This window comes from Paracidovorax konjaci (genome assembly GCF_900112675.1).
In the GTDB taxonomy this organism is placed as follows: Bacteria; Pseudomonadota; Gammaproteobacteria; order Burkholderiales; family Burkholderiaceae_C; genus Paracidovorax; species Paracidovorax konjaci.
In genome coordinates this window covers 60,649-80,680 of the sequence record NZ_FOMQ01000005.1, presented here as the reverse complement: position 1 = coordinate 80,680, position 20,032 = coordinate 60,649, and the positions used below count along the sequence as shown (strand labels likewise).

19 protein-coding genes and 1 pseudogene are annotated in these 20,032 nt (G+C 72.4%); 7 read left to right on the top strand and 13 right to left on the bottom strand.

The window, feature by feature from the left end; translation table 11 throughout:
• The first annotated feature begins 34 nt into the window (after positions 1-34).
• Together BM144_RS08910 and BM144_RS23795 are read left to right on the top strand one after the other, a co-directional pair.
• A complete protein-coding gene (locus BM144_RS08910; RefSeq protein WP_092951302.1) occupies positions 35-1,009 on the top strand; it encodes a glycosyltransferase in 975 nt (324 codons plus the stop codon).
• Positions 1,010-1,313: 304 nt separating this feature from the next.
• Positions 1,314-1,457, top strand: a pseudogene (locus BM144_RS23795) (DUF6402 family protein); the annotation flags it as partial.
• Positions 1,458-1,552: 95 nt separating this feature from the next.
• On the opposite strand, the gene BM144_RS08905 reads toward BM144_RS23795, so the two are convergent.
• From BM144_RS08905 to BM144_RS08885, 6 genes are all read right to left on the bottom strand, one after another.
• Positions 1,553-2,629, bottom strand: a complete 1,077-nt coding sequence (locus BM144_RS08905; protein ID WP_092951300.1) for an NAD(P)H-dependent flavin oxidoreductase — start codon at positions 2,627-2,629, stop codon at positions 1,553-1,555.
• Positions 2,630-2,741: 112 nt separating this feature from the next.
• A complete protein-coding gene (locus BM144_RS08900) occupies positions 2,742-3,662 on the bottom strand; it encodes a branched-chain amino acid transaminase (protein WP_217644336.1) in 921 nt (306 codons plus the stop codon).
• 72 nt (positions 3,663-3,734) lie between these two features.
• The gene (locus tag BM144_RS08895) at positions 3,735-5,072 is read right to left on the bottom strand and encodes a DUF6421 family protein (protein WP_139225681.1); all 1,338 of its coding nucleotides are present in this window, start codon (positions 5,070-5,072) and stop codon (positions 3,735-3,737) included.
• On the bottom strand, positions 5,069-5,584 hold the full coding sequence (locus BM144_RS08890; protein WP_092951294.1) for a type 2 periplasmic-binding domain-containing protein: 516 nt from the start codon (positions 5,582-5,584) through the stop codon (positions 5,069-5,071). Before BM144_RS08890 ends, BM144_RS08895 begins: the two co-directional genes overlap by 4 nt.
• 48 nt (positions 5,585-5,632) lie before the next feature.
• Positions 5,633-5,830 carry a hypothetical protein gene (locus BM144_RS22705; RefSeq protein WP_139225680.1) on the bottom strand — a complete coding sequence of 66 codons (198 nt, stop codon included), beginning with the start codon at positions 5,828-5,830 and terminating at the stop codon, positions 5,633-5,635.
• Between the two features lie 283 nt (positions 5,831-6,113).
• Complete coding sequence (locus tag BM144_RS08885) at positions 6,114-6,986, bottom strand: LysR family transcriptional regulator (RefSeq protein ID WP_092951292.1); 873 nt, start codon at positions 6,984-6,986, stop codon at positions 6,114-6,116.
• A 57-nt stretch (positions 6,987-7,043) separates the two neighbouring features.
• On the opposite strand from BM144_RS08885, the gene BM144_RS08880 reads away from it, so the two are divergent.
• Positions 7,044-8,354 (top strand): YbfB/YjiJ family MFS transporter, encoded by a 1,311-nt coding sequence (locus BM144_RS08880; protein ID WP_092951290.1) that lies wholly within the window; start codon positions 7,044-7,046, stop codon positions 8,352-8,354.
• Between the two features lie 81 nt (positions 8,355-8,435).
• Here the strand turns inward: BM144_RS08880 and BM144_RS08875 are convergent, their stop codons facing one another.
• The 3 genes from BM144_RS08875 to BM144_RS08865 form a co-directional block, all read right to left on the bottom strand.
• Positions 8,436-9,728 carry a HAMP domain-containing sensor histidine kinase gene (locus BM144_RS08875; protein ID WP_092951288.1) on the bottom strand — a complete coding sequence of 431 codons (1,293 nt, stop codon included), beginning with the start codon at positions 9,726-9,728 and terminating at the stop codon, positions 8,436-8,438.
• A 233-nt stretch (positions 9,729-9,961) separates the two neighbouring features.
• Positions 9,962-10,681, bottom strand: a complete 720-nt coding sequence (locus tag BM144_RS08870; RefSeq protein ID WP_092951286.1) for a response regulator — start codon at positions 10,679-10,681, stop codon at positions 9,962-9,964.
• 99 nt (positions 10,682-10,780) lie between these two features.
• Entirely contained in the window at positions 10,781-12,154 is a 1,374-nt protein-coding gene (locus BM144_RS08865; RefSeq protein ID WP_092951284.1) for an AmpG family muropeptide MFS transporter, read from the bottom strand.
• 103 nt (positions 12,155-12,257) lie between these two features.
• Between BM144_RS08865 and BM144_RS08860 the strand changes: the two genes are divergently transcribed.
• Complete coding sequence (locus BM144_RS08860) at positions 12,258-13,022, top strand: AraC family transcriptional regulator (RefSeq protein ID WP_245783599.1); 765 nt, start codon at positions 12,258-12,260, stop codon at positions 13,020-13,022.
• Between the two features lie 31 nt (positions 13,023-13,053).
• Here BM144_RS08860 and BM144_RS08855 read toward each other — a convergent pair whose 3' ends face one another.
• Positions 13,054-13,533: a hypothetical protein gene (locus tag BM144_RS08855; RefSeq protein WP_092951282.1), complete on the bottom strand. Its 480-nt coding sequence runs from the start codon at positions 13,531-13,533 to the stop codon at positions 13,054-13,056.
• A gap of 149 nt (positions 13,534-13,682) precedes the next feature.
• Here BM144_RS08855 and BM144_RS08850 point away from each other — a divergent pair, with 149 nt between their 5' ends.
• Both BM144_RS08850 and BM144_RS08845 read left to right on the top strand, forming a co-directional pair.
• Entirely contained in the window at positions 13,683-14,657 is a 975-nt protein-coding gene (locus tag BM144_RS08850; RefSeq protein ID WP_092951280.1) for a DMT family transporter, read from the top strand.
• A 66-nt stretch (positions 14,658-14,723) separates the two neighbouring features.
• The gene (locus BM144_RS08845) at positions 14,724-15,623 is read left to right on the top strand and encodes a M48 family metallopeptidase (RefSeq protein ID WP_092951278.1); all 900 of its coding nucleotides are present in this window, start codon (positions 14,724-14,726) and stop codon (positions 15,621-15,623) included.
• 126 nt (positions 15,624-15,749) lie between these two features.
• Here BM144_RS08845 and BM144_RS08840 read toward each other — a convergent pair whose 3' ends face one another.
• The 3 genes from BM144_RS08840 to BM144_RS08830 all read right to left on the bottom strand — a co-directional run bounded on the left by BM144_RS08840 (position 15,750) and on the right by BM144_RS08830 (position 18,703).
• On the bottom strand, positions 15,750-17,282 hold the full coding sequence (locus BM144_RS08840) for an SLC13 family permease (RefSeq protein WP_092951276.1): 1,533 nt from the start codon (positions 17,280-17,282) through the stop codon (positions 15,750-15,752).
• Positions 17,283-17,457: 175 nt separating this feature from the next.
• Positions 17,458-18,096 carry an MBL fold metallo-hydrolase gene (locus BM144_RS08835; RefSeq protein ID WP_092951274.1) on the bottom strand — a complete coding sequence of 213 codons (639 nt, stop codon included), beginning with the start codon at positions 18,094-18,096 and terminating at the stop codon, positions 17,458-17,460.
• Positions 18,097-18,178: 82 nt separating this feature from the next.
• Positions 18,179-18,703: a GAF domain-containing protein gene (locus tag BM144_RS08830; RefSeq protein WP_092951272.1), complete on the bottom strand. Its 525-nt coding sequence runs from the start codon at positions 18,701-18,703 to the stop codon at positions 18,179-18,181.
• Between the two features lie 90 nt (positions 18,704-18,793).
• Between BM144_RS08830 and BM144_RS23790 the strand changes: the two genes are divergently transcribed.
• Positions 18,794-19,975 carry an SRPBCC family protein gene (locus BM144_RS23790; protein ID WP_092951270.1) on the top strand — a complete coding sequence of 394 codons (1,182 nt, stop codon included), beginning with the start codon at positions 18,794-18,796 and terminating at the stop codon, positions 19,973-19,975.
• Positions 19,976-20,032 lie beyond the last annotated feature (57 nt).

The window sequence follows — 20,032 nt, the reverse complement described above, 5'->3', positions numbered from 1 at the left end:
CCCCGATTCCCCGACACTGACAGAAGACAGAACCATGCACGTCCTGCTCGTCAACAACTCCCCCATTCCCGTCTACGGCTACGGCGGCACGGAGCGCGTCATCTGGGACCTGGGCCAGACGCTCGTGCGCCTGGGCCACCGCGTGAGCTACCTCGTGCCCGAGGGCTCCACCTGCGACTTCGGGCGCGTGCTGCCGATCCGCCCCGACGCGCCCTGGGAGCCGCAGATCCCCGACGACGTGGACATCACCCACTTCCAGTTCAACCCGCGCTCCGAGATCGGCAAGCCCTACCTCGTCACCGAGCACGGCAACGCGCGCAAGCCCAAGCCGCTGCCGCGCAACACCGTGTTCCTCTCGCGCGACCATGCGCAGCGCTACGGCTCCACCGAGTACGTGCACAACGGCCTGCTCTGGGAGGGCTACGGCGCCGTCGATTTCGCGCGGCCGCGGGGCCACTACCACTTCCTCGGCAAGGCCGCGTGGCGCGTGAAGAACGTGAGCGGCGCGATCCGCGTGGCCAAGCTCGCGGGTGTGGAACTGGACGTGCTGGGCGGCGACCGCATCAACTTCCGCCGGGGCTTCCGCTGGACGCTGTCGCGGCGCATCCATTTCTTCGGCATGGTGGGCGGCACGCAGAAGACCGAACTGCTGGGCGCATCGCGCGGGCTGATCTTCCCGGTGCGCTGGCACGAGCCCTTCGGCCTGGCCGTGATAGAGAGCCTGTATTTCGGCTGCCCCGTGTTCTCCACGCCCTACGGCGCGCTGCCCGAACTGGTGCCCGGCGATTGCGGCGTGCTGGCCGACAACGCCCCGGCGCTGGCCGAGGCCGTGCGCGTCAACCGCTTCGATCCGCGCGCCTGCCACGACCACGTGGTGCGCCACTTCGGCGCCGAGCGCATGGCGCGCGACTACCTGCGCATGTACGAGCGCGTACTGGCCGGCGAGACGCTGAACGCCGAGGCGCCGGTGATCCAGGGCGAGGCGCGATCGCTGCCCTGGAAGGACTGACGCCGCCGCGCGCGGAAGCCCCAGGCCAGGGGCTTTCAGGTGTTTTTTGCTCTCATGCCGCCGGATTCATTCAATAGTTTGCTATTAAAAACATAGCAAACTGGCGGCGCGGGCAGGCAAGTGCATCCAACCAACCCGATAGCCCCAGTGGAATTGCCAGAGAGACCGCATTCCAGCCCGCGAGTCCAGCAGCGAACGTTACCCGCAGTCACCAAAAATCCGTGACTTCTCCCGTGCCCCGCCGTCTTTCCCTTGAGAATCCGGTCCCGTAAAAACTAGTAAACCCAAGCGGGGGGAGAAGCCGGTGAGCGATATCGTCCATGTGGACAGGGAGCGCACGCGCGCGGAACTCGAAAAGAAACTGCCGCCCAAGACCCGGCGCTTCCAGCTCGATGACATTCCGGGCGTGATGCGCTCGCGCCTGGGGTGGCCGGTGGCGGCGGCGTTGGGGAGAGATTCAGCGCTGGAGTTTCTCCCATCGACGGCGGGCCGAGGGTTCAGATGCGATTTCCCTGGCGGCGCTCGGGTGAAGGCATGCCCCTGTCAGGGCGCTGCCGCATCCCGTGCCGCCCGGCCCGCTGCGGCGCGCCATTCGGCCTCCAGGCGTTCGACGAGCGCGGCGGCGGGCTGGGGCCGGGCGAGCGCGACGCCCTGGCCGGCCCACAGCGAGAGGTATTGCGCATCGCCCTGGGCCGCCGCGGCCTTGCGCAGCGCGCCGGTGAGCGCGTTCTGCACGGGGTAGGCCGGCACGGCGCCTTCGTCGGTGGCCAGCGTGTCCATCATCGCGTTGACGATGCCGCGTGCGGGGCGGCCCGAGATCGTGCGCGTGGTGCGGGTGTCGGTCTCGCGCGCGGTGGCCAGGGCCTGGCGGTAGGCGGGCGCGATGCCCGATTCGTCGCACACCAGGAAGGCGGTGCCCATCTGCACCGCCTGCGCGCCCAGGGCCAGCGCGGCGGCGATGCCGCGGCCGTCCATGATGCCGCCCGCCGCGACCACGGGGATGGCGAGGGCGTCCACGCACTGCGGCACCAGCGCCAGCGTGCCGACCATCGCGGCATCGAAGTCGCCCAGGAAGGTGCCGCGGTGGCCGCCGGCTTCGAGCCCCGAGGCGCAGACCGCGTCGGCGCCCACGGCCTCCCAGGCGCGCGCTTCCGCGACCGTCGTGGCCGTGCCCACCACCGTGCAGCCCGCGGCATGCAGCCGGTCGACCTGCGCCGCCGAGAGGATGCCGAAGGTGAAGCTCGCCACGGCCGGGCGGGCCTGCAGCAGCGCTTCGAACTGCGCTGCGAAGTCTTCGCACCATTGCGCGGGCACGGCCGGTTCCAGGCCGAAGCGCGCGTAGAGCGGTGCGAGCCGCGCGAGCGCGGCCTGCACCGTCGCCTCGTCGGGCCGGGGGGTGTCCTGCACGAAGAGGTTCATGCCGAAAGGCCGCGCGGTGCGGCGCCGCACCTCGGCCGCGGCGTCCGCCATGGCGGCGGGCGAACGCATGCCGCAGCCCAGCATGCCCAGGCCGCCGGCCTCCGAGACCGCGGCGGCGAGGGCCGGTGTGTCGGCGCCCGTCATGGGGCCCTGGAACACGGGCAGGCGCAGTCCGAGGGTGGATGGCAGCAAGGCGGGCATGGGGTGTCTCCTGGGGCGGGTGGGGATGCCCCGGAGTATGTCGGCGGGGCGCCCGGCCATCCAGTCCGGTCGACTACGCACCGGCGCAGGGCGGGCCTGGCCGCTGCCCGGGTCAGGCCCCGACCATGGCCCGGTATTGCTCCGACACGGCGCGCGACACCTCGCCCACCGCGAAGGTGTGCGCGTCGATGGCGCGCACGGGCTGGATCTCATAGGCCGTGCCGCACAGGAACACCTCGTCGGCCGCCCACAGCTCCTGCAGCGGCACGGTGCGTTCCTCCACCGGAAGCCCCAAGGCCTGCGCGATGCCGAACACGGCCTGGCGGGTGATGCCGTTGAGCACGTAGTCGGGCGGCGGCGTGACCAGCACGCCCCCGCGCACCATGAAGAGATTGGCGCCGGTGGACTCGGCGACGTGGCCCTGCGCGTCCAGCAGCAGCGCGTCGTCCGCGCCCTTGCGCTCGGACGAGTGCCGGCTCAGCACCGCCAGCGCGTAGTTGCCGGCGCACTTGGCCTGCACGGGCGTGGAGGCCGGGCCTGGGCGCAGCCATTCCGACACCGCGAGCGTGATGCCCTCGCGGCGCGCCTGCGGGCCGAAGATGTCGGGCCAGTCCCAGGCCGCGATCGCCACGTGCGGTGTGGCGCCCGTGGGCAGCATCGACAGCGTCTCGCTGCCCAGCCAGGCCACGGGCCGGATGTAGCCGGTGCGCACGCCTTCGCAGCGCAGCAGATCCAGGGTGGCGCGGTCCAGCGTGTCGGCGCCGAAGGGCAGGTCGAACCCGATCAGCCGGGCCGAATCGATCAGCCGCTGGTTGTGCTCGCGCAGCCGGAACGGCTCGCCGTGGTAGACGCGGATGCCCTCGAACACGCTCTGCGCGTAATGCAGCCCGTGGCTCAGCACGTGCAGGCGGGCGTCTTCGCCCGCCACGATCTCTCCGTCCAGCCAGATGTGCCGGACGGTCCGGGCCAGGTCGCTCATGGTCTCGTTCTCCTCGCAGGCCGGGGCGGTGCCCGTCTTCGTATCCTTATCCATACTCGCCGCGCCGCGCGGCGCCCCGCGTGCGGGCGCCGGCGCACCGGGCGCGGTCCGTCGTCGGTCGCGGTTTCAGTAGGCCAGGTCCGCGAACTGCAGTTCGCGCCCGGGCCGGTGCGCCGCGTCGAGAACGGCCCGCATGCGCGGCGGGATGTCGAAGCGGTCGCCTTCCTGGCTGGGCGGATGCAGGTAGCGGTGCACGAACTGCCGCGCCAGCGCCTTGTAGTCCTCGCCGCGCGCGCAGCGCTCCAGGGCCTCGATGGTTTCCACCAGCGAACGCAATGCGCCGTAGATGGCCTCGCGGTCGAACGCGGTGATGCGGGCGCCGTCCACCGCGATGGCGCCGTGTTCCGCGAGCCATTCGAAGAGGAACACGCCCGTGCCGGAGTCGAAATTGCGCTGCACGTCGGGCTGCAGCGGGTAGCGGAACAGCCGCTCCAGCAGCACGAACTCGATCACCGAGGCGCCGTAGGCGATGCGCGGGTCAAGGCATTCGAGCACCACCTGGCTGTCCACCTTGATCTCCTCCAGCAGGCCGGCGTGCCAATTGAGCTTGAGCTGCAGGTGCGTGTCCAGCGGCATCGGCCCGCGGTGGTGGTAGTAGTCGTGCAGGTAGCCCCACACGCAGCGGGCGCGGTAGCAGTCCTCGGGGGCCATCCCGCGGGAGGCGCCCACCCAGGACTCGGCCAGGTCCGGGCCGATCAGGGAGGCGGTGTTGCGCACGGTGATCTCTTCGTAGATCTTCTGGAACTTGTTGAAGAAGAACAGCGCGTACTGCTGGTGGCTGACCTTCTCGCGCGCGCGGACGTTTTCCGGGAAGAAGACGATGCAGTTGCCTTCCATGAAGCCGGCGGAGGCGGCCAGGAGGCGGGCGGATTCGCACTTGTTCTTCGGGTGCGGGTAGGTCCATTCGAGATCGCTCACCTCGGGCGGGTCCTCGCGCCGCGCGATGAAGAATTCGAGGTGGTAGCCGCGCGGCGGGGGGCCGTTGGCGGTGATCACCGGGCCGATGAACAGGCCGTCCATGCCGTCGGGCGGCGGCTGGTAGGTGTCGCGCACCCGGTCGAAGCAGGGCGGGGTGGCGAGGCCTGCGGCCAGCCAGGCGTCGATGTCTCGTTCCCATGCATCGACCATGCGGGCCTGCCCGTAGCGGGAGTGCAGCAGGGTGCCGGTGGCCTGGATGCGGCGCAGCGCGGCCTGGTCTTCCTGCGTGGGGTGGGCGATGCTGCCGTCGAATGCCTGCCGTTGCCGGAACGCGTTCAACTGGCGCTCCAGCGCCTGCACGGTCTTGTCCTGTTGGGTGGTCTTCATGGGGTCGAGCGGAGCGGGGATCGGGCTGGAGAAAGCGCCGGGCGGCCGCGCGGCATGGCGCGCGCGGACCCGGGCCGGGGCGTCCGGTTGGGCGGTCATGCGGCGGCGTGGATCGTGAAGCCCATCGGCACCGGGCCGTAGTCGCGCACCGTCTTCAGGCCCAGCGACCGGGCGGCCTTGGCCGTGGTCACGCAGCCCTCGGCCTTGCCGAGATGGCAGTCGAGCGCCGCCTGCGCGTTGCTGTTGGCGTAGGAGAGCTGCGCGCCGGCCGGTGCGAGCTTCTGCGGTGCCGGGTGCGTGGCGACGGTGGCGGGCGCATCGCCCGTGCGCGAGGCCAGGACCATGTTGAAGGTGGGCATCACGAAGATGTCCAGCATCTGGAAGCGTTCGAGATTGGAGAACACCAGCGTGTGCAGGTCCGGGTAGGCCACGCAGCCGAGCAGCGCGATGCGCGGATCGTCCTGCAGGGATCCCACCGCGGCTTCCAGCGTGGGGTGCAGGTGCACGGAGCCCTCCCGGCCCCGCCGCCGGAACCACTCGTGGGCCGCCGCTTCGCAATTGGTGCCCGCGGGCCCCAGGGTATGGATGACTTCAATGTCCTCGATTGCCATGTCTCTTTTTTCCTTGTGGTGGCCGCGCCGGGCACGGCCGGCATGCGGTCAGTCCTGCGCGTGTCCCGCACGGGCGCAGGCCGGCCAGTGCGTGTGGTGGACCAGGAAGAGCGGCGTGCGCGGCCCCGGGCGCACGGGCGGTAGCGCAGGCCCGGGCGCCAGGCCACGGGTGGGCCGGAGCACCGCCTGCACGGCGTGGAGCAGCCGTCCTGGCCAGGGGCGCATGGGTGCGCGGAGATCGCTCATCGGTTGGCTCTTTCCCGGGCGGTGCCGGAGGCCCGCGCCGCTGCTTGCGGAATGCCCACGGTCGTTCCGTGAGGCGGAAAAGAGCATACGGGCGGAAGCCGCATCGCCGGCACCGCCGTTCTGGAACCGATGCCTAACGATTGTTTATGGACAGGCCCTTGCCACGGCCCGGTGTCTGCGGGTAGAGGCGGCTTGCAAGCAGCGTGGCCTGCTGCCGTCCATGCGTTTCCCCTGCCGTGTGCGGGGAGGGGTGTCCTTGATGGCCGCGCGGCCGTGCAGGCCTTCAGCCGCCCGGTCGCGGCAGGGCCGCGCGCAGCGCATCCAGCGCTGCCGAGCGGTAGCCACGCCGCTGCACGAGCACCGTGTCGCACTCGCCCATCGGCACCAGCCGCACGGGCGGTGGATCGCGCATGAGATCGATCACCGCCTGGGGCACCACGGCCGCGCAGCGGCCCGCGGCCACGCACGCCAGGATGGCATGGTAGGAGGCGAGTTCCAGCACCTGCGGCAGCGTGCCATCCGGCGAGCGCCGCGCGAGGTAGTCCTCGCCCATGCGGCGGTAGGTGCACCCCGGAGCGAAGGCGGCCAGGGTATCGACGGCGAGGTCGGACGGGCCGGCCACCGGGCCGTGCGCGGCCGGCAGCGCGAGCTGCAGCGCCTCGGTGACCACGGGGGTGATCTCCAGTGCGTCCGCGGCCGCATCGAGGCCCGGCGGGGGCCAGGCCACCAGCACCGCGTCGAGTGCGTGCGTGCGCACCTGCTCCACCAGGGCGCGCGAAGGGCCGGTGCACAGTTCGATGCGCACCCCGGGCCAGCGCGCATGCAGCGCGGCCAGCGGGCCGGGCAGGCGCGCCGCGGCCGTGCTCTCCATGGCGCCCAGCCGCAGCCGGCCGCCGGGCCGGTCCGGGTGCACGGCCTGCGCCGCCTCGTCCGCCAGCGCGAGCAGCCGCTGCGCATAGCCCAGCAGGGTCTCGCCCTCGGGCGTGAGCACCATGCCGCGGCCCTCCCGCAGGAACAGCGTGGCACCCAGCTGCTCTTCGAGTTGCTGCACGCGCGTGGTCACGTTCGACTGCGCACGGCCCAGGCGCTCGGCCGCGCGCGTGGCGCTGCCTTCGGTGGCCACGGCGCGGAAAATCTCGAGGGCGATGAGGTCCATGGGGGTATGTGAAATCTCGATGTGAGATGATTTATAAAAATTAGATCACAAAACAAGATGAATTTATCTCCGCCCTCCGACCTCCAGGCCACTCCTTCCCTGCCCGCGCACAGCCCGCTGGCGGTCGCGCTGGCCGGCATGGCGGCGCTGGGCGCGGCCATGGGCATCGGCCGATTCGCCTTCACGCCGCTGCTGCCCATGATGCTGCAGGACGGCGCGCTCACGCTCGCGGGCGGCAGCTGGCTCGCCACGGCCAATTACCTGGGCTATTTGCTCGGCGCGCTGCTGTGCATGGCGCTGCCCTGGTGGGCGCGGCGCGCGGGCCGGGCCTGGCCGGCGGCGCGCATGGCGCGCGCGGGCCTGGTGGCGGCGGGCGTGCTGACGCTGGCGATGGCCCTGCCCGTGCCGGGCGCCTGGCCGACGCTGCGGTTCCTGGCCGGGGTGGCCAGCGCCTTCGTCTTCCTCAACATCTCGGCATGGTGCATGGCGCGCCTCGTGGCGCTGGGCCGCCCGGCCCTGGGCGGGCTGATCTTCTGCGGGCCGGGGCTCGGCATCCTGCTCACGGGGCTGTCGGCCAGCGCGATGGTGGCCGGCGGCTGGCCGGCTGCCGCGGGCTGGGCCGCGTTCGGGGTGCTGGCCGTGGTGCTCTGCGCGGCGGCGTGGCCGGTCGTGCACGGTGCGCCGGAGGCTCCGGGCCCGGCGGCCGTCCGGCAGGGCGCGCAGCCCGCGGCCGCCACGGCGACTGCAGCGGCTACGACATCGCCCATGGCGGGCGGGCAGGGCGAAGTCCTGGCGCGCGTGCTGCTCACCGTGGCGTACGGCCTTGCCGGGCTGGGCTACATCGTCACCGCCACCTTCCTGCCCGTGATCGCCCGGTCGGCGCTGCCGGCCGGCTCGGTCTGGGTGGATCTGTTCTGGCCGATCTTCGGCGCCGGCGTGGCGCTGGGGGCCTGGCTCTCCACGCGCACGCCCGCACGCTGGGACCGGCGCCACCTGCTGCTGGCCGCCTACCTCGTGCAGGCGGGCGCCATCGGCCTGGGCCTGGCATGGCCGGGGGCGGCGGGGTTCGCGCTGGGCAGCCTGGTGCTGGGCCTGCCGTTCACCGCCATCACCTTCTACGCGCTGCAGGAGGCGCGGCGCCTCTGGCCCCTGGCGAGCGACAGCTTCCCGGGCCTGCTCACGGCCGCCTACGGGGTGGGGCAGATCGCCGGCCCGCCGATGGTGGCCTGGATGCTGCACCACACGGCCAGCGAGGCGGCGGGTTTCACGCTCGGCCTGGGCGCCGCCGCATCGGCACTGGTGCTGGGGGCTGCGCTCTTCGCCTTCATGGCCTGGCGCTGGCCGCTCGGCGCGCCGGCACGGCCTTGATTCCGTGAGCCCTGCGGCCGGCAGGGCAGGGCAGTGCGGGGCGGCGCCGCGGGAGAAACACCCGCCTCGGCCGGGTGCCGCTCAGGGAACGGGCGGGATGGGCGGGGTCTGCAGAGCGGGGGCGCCGGACTGCGGTGCCGGGGCGCCCGCCAACGGCAGCGAGAGCACGAAGCACGCGCCGCTCTGCCCGTCGGGCCGGTCTTCGCAGCGCACGCTGCCGCCGTGTCGCTCGGCGATGGAGCGCACCAGCGAGAGGCCCAGGCCCACGCCGCCCGCGCGCTCGCTCGCGCCCGGCAGGCGGTAGAACGGCTCGAAGATCCGTTCGCGCTGGGCCGGCGGCACGCCGGGGCCGTGGTCGCACACGCGCACTTCGGCGTGGCCGCCGGCGCGCTGCAGGTGCACGGTGATCTCACCCTGGCTGTAGCGGCGCGCGTTCTCCAGCAGGTTGCGCAGCGCGCGGCGCAGCAGCTTGGCGACGCCCTGCACTTCGAGGGCATCGCTGCCTATGCCTGCATCCAGCTCGGCGTCCACGCGCACGCATTCCTCGGCGGCCAGGCCCAGCAATTCCACCGCCTCGACCGTGCCCATGTCGGCCTCGCGCGCATCCAGCCGGCTCGCGAGCAGGATCTCGTCCACGAGCTGGTCCAGCTCGGCGATGTTGCGCAGGATCTCTTCGCGGAAGGCCGGGGAGGGCGTGCTGCCCTGCATCAGCTCCAGCCCCATGCGGATGCGCGTGAGCGGTGAGCGCAGCTCGTGCGATGCATTGGCCAGCAGCGATTTGTGCGACTTCACCAGCGTCTCGATGCGTGCGGCAGCGGCGTTGAACTGGCGCGAGAGGTCGGCCACTTCGTCGAGGCCGTGCTCGGCCACGCGCACCGACAGGTCACCCTCGCCGAAGCGCTGCACGCCCCGCTGCAGGTTCTCCAGTCGCTTGAGCAACCGGCGGATGATGGGGAACACGCCCACGGCCACCGCCACGCCCACCAGCCCCAGCAGCCACAGGAAGCCGAACGGCGGCCGCGTCCAGAAGGCCGCCTCGGGCCCGCCCCGCCGGTCGTGCCCGGGCGGCCGCATGCGCGGCGAGAACTGCAGCGTGTAGGGCAGCTCGGCGCCCTCGGCCTCCACGCGGAATTCCAGCCCCTCGGGCGGCCCGCCCTCGGACGGCGGCACGCGGATCGCGAGGCCCCGCAGCACCGGCTGCCCCGCCGGATCGAGCAGCACGATCTCGCGCGGCGGCGGCGCGGGCTGCGACAGCGCGTTCTGCTCCGAAGCGATGCGCCAGGCCCAGCCCACGGCGAGCGTGAGCACGGCCACGCCCCCGACCACGGCGAGCCAGATGCGCAGGTAGAGGCGGCGGGAAAAGGGATTGGACATGGGGTGATTTCAGGCGCGGTTTGCGCCGGCTCGGAGGTCCATTGCGCTACGCCATGCGCGCAGCCCGCGAATTGCGCACGGCGGCCGCCGGTCCGATGGCCGCGGAGCAGGCCACGCCAGCGGACGCCATGGAGCGGGCTCCGCCCGGCCACCGGCGTCGTCCCCCTTCCCGCCGCGCGCAGCGCGGCGAGAGAAGGGGGAAGGCGCGCAGCGCCACAGGGGGATGCCCACCATCAGTCCTGCTGCTTGGCGAACACGTACCCCACGCCGCGCACCGTGAGGATGCGGCGCGGATTCTTCGGGTCGGCCTCGATGGCCGCGCGGATGCGGCCCATGTGCACGTCGATGGAGCGGTCGAAGGCCTCCAGTTCGCGGCCGCGTACGGCTTCCATGATCTGGTCGCGCGTGAGCACGCGGCCCGCGCGCTCGGCCAGTGCCACGAGCAGGTCGAACTGGTAGGAGGTGAGGTCGGCGGGCTGGCCGCCCACGGTGACCGAGCGCGCGTCGCGGTCGATCTCCAGCGTGCCGAAGCGCATCGCCTGCGAGGGCGCGGCCGGCCCGCTCTCGCGGCGGCGCAGGATGGCGCGGATGCGGGCCAGCAGCTCGCGCGGCTCGAAGGGCTTGGGCAGGTAGTCGTCCGCGCCGATCTCCAGGCCGATGATGCGGTCCATGGGGTCGCCCTTGGCCGTGAGCATCAGCACCGGCACCTGCGCGGCGGGCCCGGGCAGCGAACGGATGCGGCGGCACACGTCCAGGCCGTCCATGTCGGGCAGCATCAGGTCCAGGATCACGAGGTCCGGCAGGGGGCCGGCGTCGCCGCCCTGCAGCCGCGCCATGCCGCTCTGGCCGTCGGCCGTGTGGGCGACCTCCAGCCCCGACTGGGCGAGGTATTCGATGACCATCTGCGCGAGGCGGAAGTCGTCTTCGATCATCAACAGTTGTGCGGTACTCATGGCGTGTGGTCTTCTCCGCAGGAAGGCGGAGGCTTCATGCTCGCCGCGGTGCATCTCGGGGCGTTGAAGTCTCCGTAAAGTTAGGTAAACAGCCCGGGTTCAGCCTGCGCCGCCCGCAGCGGGCCGCTCGCGGCCGTGCGCGCGCGCTGCCAGCGCGACCAGCAGGAGCACGGGCAGGCCCAGCACGGCGGTCGCGATGAAGAACTCCGCATAGCCGTAGGTGTCCACGAACTTTCCGGAAAAGCCCGCGAGCCATTTGGGCAGCAGCAGCATCATGGAGCTGAACAGCGCGTACTGCGTGGCCGAATACTGCACGTTGGTGAGGCCCGAGAGGTAGGCGATGAACGCCGCCGAGGCGATGCCGCCCGCCAGGTTGTCGGCCGACACGACCAGCACCAGGCCCAGCGGGTCGTGCCCGCGCGTCGCCAGCCACGCGAACAGCAGGTTGCTGAGCGCGGAGAGCACCGCGCCCAGCATGAGCACGCGCATCACGCCCAGCCGCATCGACAGCACGCCGCCCACGAACGCGCCTGCGAGCGTCATGAAGACGCCGAACACCTTGGTCACCGCGGCCACCTCGTCCTTGGTGTATCCCATGTCCACGTAGAACGGGTTGGCCATGATGCCCATCACCACGTCGCTGATGCGATACACCGCGATGAGCGCGAGGATCAGCGCGGCCTGTGCGCCGTAGCGGCGGATGAAATCGGCGAACGGATCGAACAGCGCGCCGCGCAGCCATTCGGCCGGCGTGCGCGCCGGCGCCAGCGCGCGGGGCGCGGGCTCGCGCGAGCACAGCACGGTGACCACGCCCACGAGCATCGATGCCGCCATGGCCAGGTACGCGAAGCGCCAGGCGCCGCCCTGGTATCCCTCGGCGCCCGGCACCTCGGCGCGCGCCGCGAGCCACAGCACGCCGGCGCCGGCCCAGATCATCGCGAGGCGGTAGCCCGTCTGGTAGGTGGCCGCGAGCGCGGCCTGCCGGTCGGTGTCGGCAGATTCGATGCGGAAGGCATCGAGCGCGATGTCCTGCGTGGCCGACCCGAAGGCGACCGCCAGCGCGCACCACACCAGGGGCGCGAGGTCCACGCGCGGGTCGTTGAAGGCCATGCCCGCGAGCCCGCCGATCACCATCGCCTGCGACAGCAGCAGCCAGCCGCGCCGCCGCCCCAGGGCGCGCGTGAGCAGCGGCAGCGGCATGCGGTCCACCAGCGGCGCCCACACCCACTTGAAGGCATAGGCCAGGCCCACCCAGCTCAGGTAGCCGATGGTGGTGCGGTCCACGCCGGCCTCGCGCAGCCAGAACGACAGCGTGCCCAGCACCAGCAGCAGCGGCAGCCCGGCCGAGAAGCCCAGCGCCAGCATGCGCAGGCTCGCGGGCTCGCCGTACACGCGCCAGGCGGCGCGCCAGGAACGGCGGGGGGAGGGGGCGCCCGGTGGCGGCGCGGAGGGCTCGGAAGGGGTGGCGGTCATGGGCGGAGGATGGGCAGGTGCCCTCGCGGGCCGGGCCGCGGAGCGGCCTGCGCGGCATTATCCGTGCGCCCGCGCCCGGGCTTGCCCGGCCGGCGGCCGTACCATGCAGGCCATGCGCTCCGGCCCCGACCTCCCGCTTTCCTGCACCCTGCGCCGCTACAGCGGCGAGCACGCCGCGCACGCGCACGACCATGCGCAGGTGCTGATCGGCGTGCAGGGCCGCATGGAGCTGGAGGTGCAGGGGCGCGCCGCCTTCGTGGATGCCGCCTGCGGCATCGTGATTCCGGCCGGGGCGGTGCACGGCTACCTGGCGCTGCCCGGCGCGCGCTTCTGCGTGATCGATGCCGCGCCGCAGCCGGGGCTGGACCGCCTGCGCCGTTTCGCCGTGCCGGCCGAGGCGCGGCACGGTCTGGGGCTGGCCGCGGGCGCGCTCGAAGCCGAGGGCGGCGCCCTGCCCGGATTGCCGGGCGTGTGGACCCTGCCCATCGGCGACGGCGCCCGGGTGGCGGCCCAGTTCTGCGCCCTGCTGGGCCGGGCGCCGCGCATCCTGGCGCGGCGCGCTCTGCCGCTGGAGCGCCTGCAGCAGGCCGTGTCGGCGGCGCTGCACGAGCCGTGGCCCACGGCGCGCATGGCGGCCCTGTGCCACATGAGCCCGCAGCGCTTCCACGCGCGCTGGCTGGAGCTGGCCGGCAGCACGCCGCAGGCCTGGCTGCGCGGCCTGCGCCTGGATGCCGCCGCGCAGCGCCTGGCGCGCGGGCAGCGGCTGGAGGATGCGGCGCTGGCCTGCGGCTACGCCACGGCCAGTGCGCTGGCGAGCGCGCTGCGCCGCGAGCGCGGCACCGGCGCACGGGGACTGCGCCGGCAGTGAGGCTGCGTTGCGGGGCGCCGGCCGATGCGCCTCACGGCGCCCGCACGGCGCGGGCGACGTCGCCCCTCAGCTGCTTGCAGTCCGTGGCGGCCTGGGTGGGGGCGCTGCGGTGCGTCTCGCCCGAGCGCAGCACCAGCCGCAGGTAGCAGGGGCCGCGCGGGTACGTCCCCTTGCCGGGCTGGCCGGACAGCACATGCTGCACGTCGTCCGCAGGCATGCTGACGCTGCGCGGGAACGGCCCGGCGCGGTAGTGCACGCGCACGGTGCCGGCATGGACTTCCAGGGCCGAGAAGCGCGCCACCGTGCCGAAGTAGCTCGCCGCCGCCGCGATGCCCCAGGCGCACAGCGCCAGCGCGCCCAGCGTGGGCAGGCCGAACAGCGGCGGCCCGTGCCCGCGGCGGTCGAGCATGCCGACCACGGCCGCGCTGCCCGCCACCACCATCGCCCAATGCAAAAGCCTGCCGCGGAAGGCATCGGCCAGCAGGGCGGGGTCTGCGAAGGTGAATTCCATGCGATGGGCCGGGAGGCAGGGGCGGCGCGGGATTGGCGATGGAGGCCAGTATCGCCGCGCAAACGCGGCCGTGGACCTTCCCCCGCCCGCCGTGCTCCCCGAGCGTTGCGCGACATTTCCGGGGCGCCGGCCGTGGCACGCTCGGCGGCATGCCGTCGCCTTCCGCCTCTTCTTCTGCTTCGTACGTGCCCTCTTCGCCCTCCCCGGCAGCCCCGCCGCACGCGGCCGGCCTGCTGCGCGCCTCGCGCGGCATCGCCATGGTGCTGCTGGCGGCGGTGCTCTGGGGTACCACGGGCACGGCGCAGAGCCTGGCGCCCTCGGGGCTGGCGCCGGTGTGGGTGGGCGCGCTGCGGCTGTTGATCGCCAGTGCGTTCTTCGCGGCGCTGCTGCTGTGGCGCGGCGGCGCGCGCGGCTTGGCGGCGCTGCCCTGGCGCTGGGTGGCACTGGCGGGGGGGTGCGTGGCCGCCTACAACCTGAGCTTCTTCGCCGGGGTGAAGGCGAGCGGCGTGGCGCTGGGCACGGCCATCGCGATCGGCAGCGGCCCCATCTGGGCCGGCCTGCTGCAGACGGTGGCGCAGCGGCGCTGGCCCGCGCCGGTCTGGTGGGCCGGCACGCTGCTGGGCGTGGCGGGCGGCGCGGCGATGGCGCTGGACGGCCGCACCAGCGTGCAGGCGCCGCCGGGCGGCATCGCGCTGTGCCTGCTGGCGGGGCTGTCGTACGCGGCCTATGCGCTCGTCAACCAGCGCCTGGCGGCGCGCGCGGCGCCGGGGGCCGTCAACCTGGCCGTGTTCGGTACGGCGGCGCTCATCTCGGTGCCCGCCGCCTTCGCCCTGGCGGGGCCGCTCGCGGTGTCGGCGCGCACCTGGGGCGTGGTGCTGTACCTGGGGCTGGTGGCCACGGGGGTGGCGTACCTGCTCTTCACCCATGCGCTGCGGCACATCAGCGGCGCCACCGGGGTCACGCTGGCGCTGGCCGAACCGGTCACCGCGTTCGCGCTGGCCGTGGCGGTGGTGGGCGAGACGCCGTCGATGATGGCGGTGTGGGGCCTGGCGGGCGTGCTGGGCGGGCTGCTGATCGTGGTGTGGGCGGAGATCCGCGCTGCGCGCTCCGCCCGGGCCCCCTGACCGGGCCGTTTTTGCGCGCCGGCCTACAGCCGGGCTGTGCGGGGGCGCACTAGACTCCCGGCCATCATGCCGTACGACCATCCGACCCCCTCCCCGGCGCCCGCCTCCCATGCGCCCGATACCGGCACCGGCTGCCGTTTCTGCGCGGTGCTGCGCTCGGGCCCGTGGAATGCGCGGCGCGGTTTCCTCCTGGCGGCCGGCGCCGCCGCCGCGGGCCCCGTGCTGGCGCAGGTGGACGTGGGTTCCGCCTCGTCGATGCGCCGCCTGGTGCCGGCCGAGCAGCTCGAGGCCGCGGCCGACCAGCAATACGACCAGATGCTCGCCAAGGCCAAGGCGCAGCGCGCGCTGGCGGGCGACGGGCATCCGCAGCTGCAGCGCCTGCGCACCATCGGCCAGCGGCTGATCCCGTTCACGCCGCAGTGGAACGACCGCGCCAAGCAATGGAAGTGGGAGGTGAACCTGATCGGCAGCAAGCAGATCAACGCCTTCTGCATGCCCGGCGGCAAGATCGCGTTCTACACCGGCATCCTCGACCAGCTCAAGCTCAGCGACGACGAGTCCGCCATGATCATGGGCCACGAGATGGCGCACGCGCTGCGAGAACACGCCCGTGCGCGCCTGGCCAAGACGCAGGCCACGAGCATGGGCCTGTCGCTCGGCGCGCAGCTGCTGGGCCTGGGAGACCTGGGCAACGCGGCCGCCAACCTCGGCACGCAGCTCATCTCGCTCAAGTTCAGCCGCAGCGACGAGACCGAAGCCGATCTGGTCGGGCTGGAGCTGGCAGCGCGCGGCGGCTACAACCCCGAATCCGCCGTCACCCTCTGGCGCAAGATGGGCGAGGCCACGGGCGGGCAGGGCGGCCTGGCCTTCCTCTCCACCCACCCGAGCGGCCCCGAGCGCATCCGCGAGCTGGAGCAGAACGTGCCCCGCGTGCAGGGGCTCTACGAGGCGGCCCGGCGTGGCTGAGGACCGGGTTTGGGGTGAAAACCCATCCATGCCGCCGGATCCATTGAATAGTTTGCTATTTATTTGATAGCGTAATGGTGGTGCGGCGGAGGGCGGCCGCGCGGCACGCCAGCCGCGCCGCTGTCGTCAGAGCACCCCCATCATCGGCCACAGCGTGACCGACAGCAGCAGGATCAGCGCCAGGCCCGCCAGGGTCACCAGCAGCCCCACCTTGGCGAACTGCGCCGTGGCGAACGCGCCGGTGCCGTAGCAGAGCATGTTCTGCGGCGCGTTGGTCGGCAGGATGAAGCCGAACGACACCACGAAGCTCTGCACCAGCACGATGCCGAAGGCGGTGTCCTTCGATACGGGCAGGGTCTGTGCGAAGGCGATGAAGATCGGGATGAGCGTGCTCGCCAGGCCCGTGGCCGAGGCGAAGCCCAGGTGCAGCACGATGCTGAAGACCGAGAGCGCGGCGATCACCGACACCACCGGCAGTGCGGAGAGCCCCATCTGCCCGAGGGTCTGCTGCGCCAGCCAGCCGGCCGCGCCGGTGCGCTGCAGCAGCGTGCCGAGCGAGATCGATGCCGCGAACAGCACCACCGTTCCCCAGGGCACGAGCTTTTCGGCCTGCGCCCAGTGCATCACGCCGATCTTGGGCATGAGCAGCAGCGCGATGCCCAGCTGCGTCGTGGTGGTGGTGTCGAAGGGGTGCAGCGTGCCCTCGGTGGACCAGAGCACCAGCAGGAGCAGCGCCACGGCGATGAGGCGCTTCTCGGGCGCCGTGACCGGGCCCAGTGCCCGGAGCTGCGCGCGCAGCTGTTCCGCGGCGTTCTCGGCCACGGGCACCTCGGGGCGCAGCAGCCAGAGCGACACGAAGAACAGCACCACGCTCATGCCCACGGTGAAGGGCAGGGCGGTGACGAACCACTGCCCCCAGGTCACGCCGTGGCCGAAGGCGCCCTGCATGAAGTTCAGGCTGATGAGGTTCTGCGCGGCGCCGGTCTTCACCGCGATGTTGAAGATCGAGCAGGCCTGCGCCGTCACGATCATCAGCGTGGCGCCCAGGGTGCTGCCCACCGGCAGGCCCAGCGCCGCGGTGATGCCCACCATGATCGGTATCACCGCGCCCACGCGCGCCGTGGCCGACGGAATGAACAGCGCCAGCACGAAGCCCACCAGCATCGCGCCCACCGTGAGCCGCGCGGGCGAGATGCCCACCCGGCCCATCACCAGCAGCGCCACGCGCCTGTCCAGCCCCGTGTGCTTGAGCGCCACGGCCAGGAAGAGGGCGGCCGCCACCAGCAGCACGGCCGTGGAGGAGAAGCCGCCCAGCATCACCGTGAGCGCGTCGGACGAGCCCATCGGCCTGGCGCCCGGCGTGAGCGGCTTGCCCATCAGCCCCACCACGGCCATGCCGGTGAGGATCACGGCACTGTTGGCCGGCGACACGCATTCGCTGATCCACAGCGTGATGACCAGCGTCAGCAGCGCGAGGGCCACCTGCCCCGAGGACGAGAGCCCGGCCGGCGTGGGCAGGGCGAGCACCGCGGCATAGAGGCCGAAGGCGAGCAGCAGAAAGCCGAACTTGCGGTTGGAGCTGGGCTCCGGCCGCGAGGTGATGGGGGCGGCGGGGGTGGGAGCGTGGTCGTGGTCGGGTGCGGAGGCAGACGTCGGCATGGCGGGGGCTCTTTCACGGTGAAGGCCCTGGCGTGCCGCCGCTCGGAAAAGAGCCGAGCGCGCGGCGCCGTCGGGCCTGGAGGGAAGAGTGCCCTCGGCCCGCCGCGCCGGTATTGACCGGCATCAAGCCGCAGCGGATGCCCGGCCGTGGGCCGCCCGCTCCTGCGCGCCGGGGTCAGGTGCCGCCGACGTAGGGATTGCTTTGCCGCTCGCGCGCGAAGCTGCTCTCGGGCCCGTGGCCAGGGATGAACACCGTCGCATCGCCCATGGGCCAGAGCCGCTGGGTGATGCTGTCGATCAGCTGCTGGTGGTTGCCCTGCGGGAAGTCGGTGCGGCCGATGCTGCCCGCGAAGAGCACGTCGCCCACGAAGGCGCGCTCGATCTGCGGCGCATGGAACACCACGTGCCCCGGCGTATGCCCCGGGCAGTGGCGCACGTGCAGCGTCTCCTCGCCGATCCGCACCGTATCGCCATCGTGCAGCCAGCGCGCGGGCGTGAAGGGCCGCGCCGGCGGAAAGCCGAACATCGCGCTCTGCTGCGCGAGCCCGTCGATCCAGAACTGGTCGCCCGGGTGCGGCCCGGTGATCGGCAGCGACAGCCGCTCCGCCAGCTCGCCCGCCCCGCCCGCATGGTCGATGTGCGCATGCGTGAGCCAGATCTGTTCCAGCCGCAGGCCGCGCCGCTCCACCTCGGCCAGCACCCGCTCGAGATCGCCACCCGGGTCGATCACGGCGGCGGCCTGCGTGGCGTCGCACCAGACGAGCGAACAGTTCTGCTGGAAGGCGGTGACGGGGATGGTGTGGTAGTGGAGCATGGATGGTTCTGGAAGCCGGGCGCCGGAACGGCGGTGTCCCGCGGCGCCATGCTACCAACGCGGCGCGCTCGCCCCGGAGGGTTCAATCCTCCGGCTGGGAGCCTTCCGGGCGCAGCGCGAGCCTGGAGGCCAGCAGGTTGGCGGTATAGCGCAGGCGGTCGATGTCCGCATCGGCGCGGATGCCGCGGCTGAAGCAACACAGCGTGCCGTATACCGTACCTTCCGGAAGGCGCACCGGCGTGCTGAGGTGCGTGCCGATGGGGAATTCCGGTTTCGGCGCCTTCCCGGAGGCCACGTAGGCTGCGGCATTCTCCATGCGCTCCGGCAAACGGCCTTCGACGACCCGCTGGCACCAGGTCTCCTCGACCGGGTCGGACGTGCCTTCCTGCAGCGGCGCGAAGTCCGGCGCGCTGTCCACGGCCTTGATGGTGCGGCGGCCGTCCGCGATCTGGGAGACGAAGGCCACATCCATGCCCAGGCGATTGCGCAGCAGCTTCAGCACCGCCGGCACCGCGGGCGGAAGGTCCGGGTCGGCAGAGTCGCTGGTTGCCACCAGCAACTCCGAGATGGTGACGTCGAGGTCGTCGGGGTCATAGTCCAGGAACATGCGGCCCAGTCTAAGGGCTCGGCCACATGGCGGTGAGGACGAGGTAGTGTCGAAACGTTCGATGCGGTCTCTGGCAGGATTTCCCGGAGGATGGGGCGTGGGGCCAGAATCGTGGGCACGCACGGGACCCGGAATGGCGGTTGGCCGACTGGGGGTTCCCTGTGCAGTGTCCATACCGGTCATTGCTGCCGCGCCCGCGTCTGCCGTGCGCTGCAGGGGCCGCACACATCGGAGGTACCGGGCATGCCCCAGGTGGAGTTTTCCGCACTGATCGACGCTGGCGCCGATCGCGCGTGGCAGGTGGTGAGGCGCTTCGGCGAGATCGGAGCATGGCACCCGCAACTGGCCGGCAGCGGCATCGAGGGTGCGCATCCCCAGGATGCGGCCGGGGCCGTGCGCTGGCTCGCACTGCCCGACGGCAGCCGGGTGCGCGAGCGCCTCCTGTCGCTGGACGATGCGGGCTACGTGCTGTCCTACGGCATCGAAGCGTCGCCCATGCCGGTGGATCGCTATGTGGCGACGTTGCGCCTGCTGCCGCTGACGGGCCAGGCGCGCTCGGTCCTGCAATGGTCCGCGCGCTTCGATCTGCGCGCTCCCGATCCCGAGGGCGTTCTGGCGCAGGCGGTCCAGGGCATTTTCTCGGCCGGGCACGCCGGACTGCAGCGCCACCTGCGCGAGATGGCGCCCGCAGCGGGCCACCCGGCGGAAACACACATCGCACCGGTCCCGCTGGAGAAGGCCTACCGCCTGCTCAACCACGGGCCCACGGTGCTGGTGTCGGCACGCCACGGCGGCACCGACAACGTGATGGCCGCTGCCTGGGCGTGTGCGCTGGATTTCGCGCCGCCCAAGCTCACGGTGGTGCTGGACAAGGCCACCCGCACCCGCGAACTGGTCGAGGGTGCGGGCAGCTTCGTGGTCCAGGTGCCCACGGCGGCGCTGCTCGAACTCACGCACCGCGTGGGCCACCGCAGCCAGCGCGATGAGCCCGGCAAGCTGGCCGAGGCCGGCGTCCAGCTCTTCGGCATGCCGGGGCACGACCTGCCTTTCGTGGCAGGGTGCTCCGCCTGGCTGGCCTGCCGCGTCGTGCCGGAGCCGCACAACCAGCAGGCCTACGATCTCTTCATCGGCGAAGTGGTCGGCGCCTGGGCCGACGACCGCGTGTTCCGCGATGGCCACTGGCATTTCGAGTCTGCCGGCCCGGGCTGGCGCAGTCTGCACTATGTTGCGGGTGGCCGCTTCTACGCCACGGGAGACGCGCTCGACGCCTGAGCGCGGCCAACAAAACTCTTCTGGCGTCGTTGCCACGTCTTGTCGTACTACTCGTAC

Coding starts and splice junctions, on each gene's coding strand:
- BM144_RS08910 (WP_092951302.1), top strand. CDS start 35: ATGCACGTCCTGCTCGTCAACAACTCCCCCATTCCCGTCTACGGCTAC.
- BM144_RS08905 (WP_092951300.1), bottom strand. CDS start 2,629: ATGCCCGCCTTGCTGCCATCCACCCTCGGACTGCGCCTGCCCGTGTTC.
- BM144_RS08900 (WP_217644336.1), bottom strand. CDS start 3,662: ATGGATAAGGATACGAAGACGGGCACCGCCCCGGCCTGCGAGGAGAAC.
- BM144_RS08895 (WP_139225681.1), bottom strand. CDS start 5,072: ATGACCGCCCAACCGGACGCCCCGGCCCGGGTCCGCGCGCGCCATGCC.
- BM144_RS08890 (WP_092951294.1), bottom strand. CDS start 5,584: ATGGCAATCGAGGACATTGAAGTCATCCATACCCTGGGGCCCGCGGGC.
- BM144_RS22705 (WP_139225680.1), bottom strand. CDS start 5,830: ATGAGCGATCTCCGCGCACCCATGCGCCCCTGGCCAGGACGGCTGCTC.
- BM144_RS08885 (WP_092951292.1), bottom strand. CDS start 6,986: ATGGACCTCATCGCCCTCGAGATTTTCCGCGCCGTGGCCACCGAAGGC.
- BM144_RS08880 (WP_092951290.1), top strand. CDS start 7,044: ATGAATTTATCTCCGCCCTCCGACCTCCAGGCCACTCCTTCCCTGCCC.
- BM144_RS08875 (WP_092951288.1), bottom strand. CDS start 9,728: ATGTCCAATCCCTTTTCCCGCCGCCTCTACCTGCGCATCTGGCTCGCC.
- BM144_RS08870 (WP_092951286.1), bottom strand. CDS start 10,681: ATGAGTACCGCACAACTGTTGATGATCGAAGACGACTTCCGCCTCGCG.
- BM144_RS08865 (WP_092951284.1), bottom strand. CDS start 12,154: ATGACCGCCACCCCTTCCGAGCCCTCCGCGCCGCCACCGGGCGCCCCC.
- BM144_RS08860 (WP_245783599.1), top strand. CDS start 12,258: ATGCAGGCCATGCGCTCCGGCCCCGACCTCCCGCTTTCCTGCACCCTG.
- BM144_RS08855 (WP_092951282.1), bottom strand. CDS start 13,533: ATGGAATTCACCTTCGCAGACCCCGCCCTGCTGGCCGATGCCTTCCGC.
- BM144_RS08850 (WP_092951280.1), top strand. CDS start 13,683: ATGCCGTCGCCTTCCGCCTCTTCTTCTGCTTCGTACGTGCCCTCTTCG.
- BM144_RS08845 (WP_092951278.1), top strand. CDS start 14,724: ATGCCGTACGACCATCCGACCCCCTCCCCGGCGCCCGCCTCCCATGCG.
- BM144_RS08840 (WP_092951276.1), bottom strand. CDS start 17,282: ATGCCGACGTCTGCCTCCGCACCCGACCACGACCACGCTCCCACCCCC.
- BM144_RS08835 (WP_092951274.1), bottom strand. CDS start 18,096: ATGCTCCACTACCACACCATCCCCGTCACCGCCTTCCAGCAGAACTGT.
- BM144_RS08830 (WP_092951272.1), bottom strand. CDS start 18,703: ATGTTCCTGGACTATGACCCCGACGACCTCGACGTCACCATCTCGGAG.
- BM144_RS23790 (WP_092951270.1), top strand. CDS start 18,794: ATGGGGCGTGGGGCCAGAATCGTGGGCACGCACGGGACCCGGAATGGC.